The following is a 3,157-nucleotide window of genomic DNA, read 5'->3' on the forward strand; positions in this document are numbered from 1 at the left end:
AAAAAAGTCATAGAAAAAAGTAAAATGCTCAGTAAGTTGGACCATTACAGCACGTGGCAGGCTATGACTGTAGCACGGGCTGTACCGTATTCACCCAACGGACTGGTGACGGCCCTGGGCGCTCTGAGCCATATCAGTTACCGCGATTATATTCTGGGCTGTTTTATTGGCAAGCTTCCGTCGGTAGCCTGTGAAGTGTTCGTTGGACACGATGTGGTTATGTTCGAAGATCATACCCTGCGCCTTACCATACTGATTATCGCTATTACGGTGATTTATGGCGGACTCTGGTACTGGCACCGGCGCCAGCAGGCAAAGAAGGTATTGCGCAAGATTTCAGAAGATTTGGATAAGAAAAACATAGATAAAGAAAAATAACGAGGCTATCGCATTAGGTTAAAATTACATAATGCGATAGCCTCGTTTTTGAGTTTGAGATTAAAAATCTGACAGTTGACAGGGAATCTTAAGCGCGGGATGCGTGCCGGAATCGTTATTCTTCGTCTGGTTCGTCAATGGCCAGTTCATCTGGTGTCGTACAGAAAGTAAAGTCCGGATTCCGTTCGACAATCCAGTTGGTCTGCCATTCGTTGGCGATGAGCAGTACGACACGCTGCTTGTGGTCTTTGACAATCATGGCACTGTCGATATTTTTCAGTTCCTTGTAGTCATGGCCGTTGGTCTGAATCCAGCGGGCTACCGTGTAAGGCAGAGTGTTCATTTCCAGATCGACGCCGTATTCATGCTTCAGCCGGTATTCCAGCACTTCGAATTGCAGCTGGCCGACGGCACCGACGATATAACTTTCCATGGAGCCGAGATTTTCGTAAATCTGGACGGCCCCTTCCTGGGCCAGCTGGGTCATGCCTTTCAGGAACTGCTTGCGCTTCATCGAATCTTTGGCACGGATGCGGGCGAATAATTCCGGCGGGAAAGTCGGGAAGTCTTTGAAGGTGACTTTCTTTTTGCCTGAGTACAGTGTATCGCCGACGCCCATGGTGCCATTATCAAATACACCGATGATATCACCAGGATAGGCTTCTTCGACGATAGTCCGTTCTGTCGCCAGGAACTGCTGGGGCTGCATGAGACGCAGGGTCTTTCCCGACTGACGATGGGTAACGGTCATGCCCTTTTCAAACTGACCGGAGCAGATGCGCATGAATACGATGCGGTCGTGGTGCTGGGGATTCATGTTGGCCTGAATCTTGAATACGAACGACGTGAACTGATCAGACGTCGGTTCGACTACGCCTTCGGCACAGGGACGGGGCTGGGGCGGTGGAGCCAGGCGCAGAAATTCTTCCAGGAAGGGCTTGACACCGAAGTTGGTCATGGCTGAACCGAAGAACATCGGTGTCAGCTGGCCATTTTTTACTTTCTCCATATCGAATTCGTCACCGGCCATATCGAGGAGCTCGATGTCGTCGATGAGTCCCTGATGTACATCGTCATCGAGGAGTTCCTTGAAGACCGGGTCGTCGGCTGAACCTTTGGTCGATGCCAGCTTGCGCTGGCCGTGGGACGTGTCTTTTTCAAACAGTTCAATCGATGCTGTCGTCCGGTCATAGATACCTTGGTAATTGCCATTGAGACCGATGGGCCAGTTCATGGGATACGCGTGGATGCCCAGGATATTTTCGATTTCATCCATCAGGTCGAAAGGATTACGGCCGAAATGATCAATTTTATTGACAAAGGTAAAGATGGGGATACCCCGTTCTTTACAGACCCGGAACAGCTTCTTCGTCTGGGCTTCGACGCCTTTTGCGACGTCGATGAGCATGACGGCACTGTCTGCGGCCATGAGCGTACGGTACGTATCTTCACTGAAATCCTGATGGCCCGGCGTATCAAGGATATTGATATGATGGCCTTCATAATCGAACTGAAGGACCGAGCTGGTGACAGAAATACCACGCTGTTTTTCGATTTCCATCCAGTCAGATACGGCATGTTTGGCTGTCTTTCTCGCTTTGACAGAGCCAGCCAGATGTATGGCACCTCCGTAGAGGAGCAGTTTTTCAGTCAATGTCGTCTTGCCAGCATCCGGGTGAGAGATGATGGCAAACGTACGGCGGTTATTTACTTCATCTACTAATGACATGTTCCACCTCATGAATTCGAATAATCAAAAAATACAGTACATACTATTATACTAAGAAAAGTGATGTTCGTAAACAGGGAAAGGAGGAGAAAAGCTGGGAAAAACTCGTTTCTTCTGCGTAACACAAAGTGATTCGCGTTGTGCAGGACAGGGGCGGGCTGTTTTTGGTATAATAAAAGTATAGACTTGTTACCCCTGCGATACTGCACGTTTTCCTGCCACTGCCGGAGGTGTATGGCGATGAATACGAGACCGTTGGCATTAACCCGTGAAGATTTTATGGCGATTACCGATGCGGTGTATTGTATTCTCATACTGGTTAATGAAAAGGGGATTCCTGTATATTGGAACAGTGCGGCCTGTGATCTGGAACGGAGATTGCCCGGATCGTGCCGGGAAATCATCAAAAGACTGGGAGAAACGGTTGATGCCGTCCACTGTGAAGGCCGCTATGTGGTAACGGCTGCATCGCGTGATTTCATCTGTCATATCCGTCCATGGCAGACAGGAAAGCGACGTCAGGGAAGTATCTTCATTGTCCATGAATCGTGCGTGTCTTCCTGTGCCGTTCAGGAACTGAATGTCGTGCGCGATGTCGTAGAGGAAATCGATGCCGTGCTGGAAGCCGGTTCGACGGGACTTTTAGTGCTCGATTCCCGGGGTATGATCAAACGGGTCAACCGCCGGTTTGAAGCATTATACGGCCTGAAACGGAAAGCCATATTAGGCAAGTCTATCGAAACAATCAGGGAAGAAACGCAGATACCCCGGGAACTGCTGGATAAAGCGCTGCATAAACGGCAGCACGGCGTCTCCCTTGTCGAATATAAGGGGCGCAAGCTCGTCTATACGGCTACTCCCGGACTGGACCGCAATCATCAGATGCGCTGTATCGTCGTAGATATCCAGGATGTGTCATCATGGAAGATATTGTGGGAAAAATTCAAGGAACAGCGGCAGCATATGAATGAATTTATACGCAAAGTCGCCGTTCTGAGCAGTCATTCCCATGATATGGTCATCGGCCGCAGTCAGGCGATGCAGAAGGTC

At 49.6% G+C, this 3,157-nt stretch carries 2 protein-coding genes and 1 pseudogene; 2 read left to right on the forward strand and 1 reads right to left on the reverse strand.

Annotated features, from left to right (window positions below; translation table 11 throughout):
- Positions 1 to 378: pseudogene (locus tag DBO31_RS00990) on the forward strand (TVP38/TMEM64 family protein); the annotation flags it as partial.
- 115 nt (positions 379 to 493) lie between these two features.
- On the opposite strand, the gene DBO31_RS00995 reads toward DBO31_RS00990, so the two are convergent.
- Positions 494 to 2,107 carry a peptide chain release factor 3 gene (locus tag DBO31_RS00995; protein ID WP_059077400.1) on the reverse strand — a complete coding sequence of 538 codons (1,614 nt, stop codon included), beginning with the start codon at positions 2,105 to 2,107 and terminating at the stop codon, positions 494 to 496.
- 240 nt (positions 2,108 to 2,347) lie between these two features.
- On the opposite strand from DBO31_RS00995, the gene DBO31_RS01000 reads away from it, so the two are divergent.
- On the forward strand, positions 2,348 to 3,157 hold an 810-nt coding region (locus DBO31_RS01000; protein WP_159897726.1), incomplete at its 3' end, for a PAS domain-containing protein.

The sequence above is a fragment of the Megasphaera sp. DJF_B143 genome (genome assembly GCF_900320625.1).
GTDB lineage: Bacteria > Bacillota > Negativicutes > Veillonellales > Megasphaeraceae > Megasphaera > Megasphaera hexanoica.

Coding starts and splice junctions, on each gene's coding strand:
- DBO31_RS00995 (WP_059077400.1), bottom strand. CDS start 2,107: ATGTCATTAGTAGATGAAGTAAATAACCGCCGTACGTTTGCCATCATC.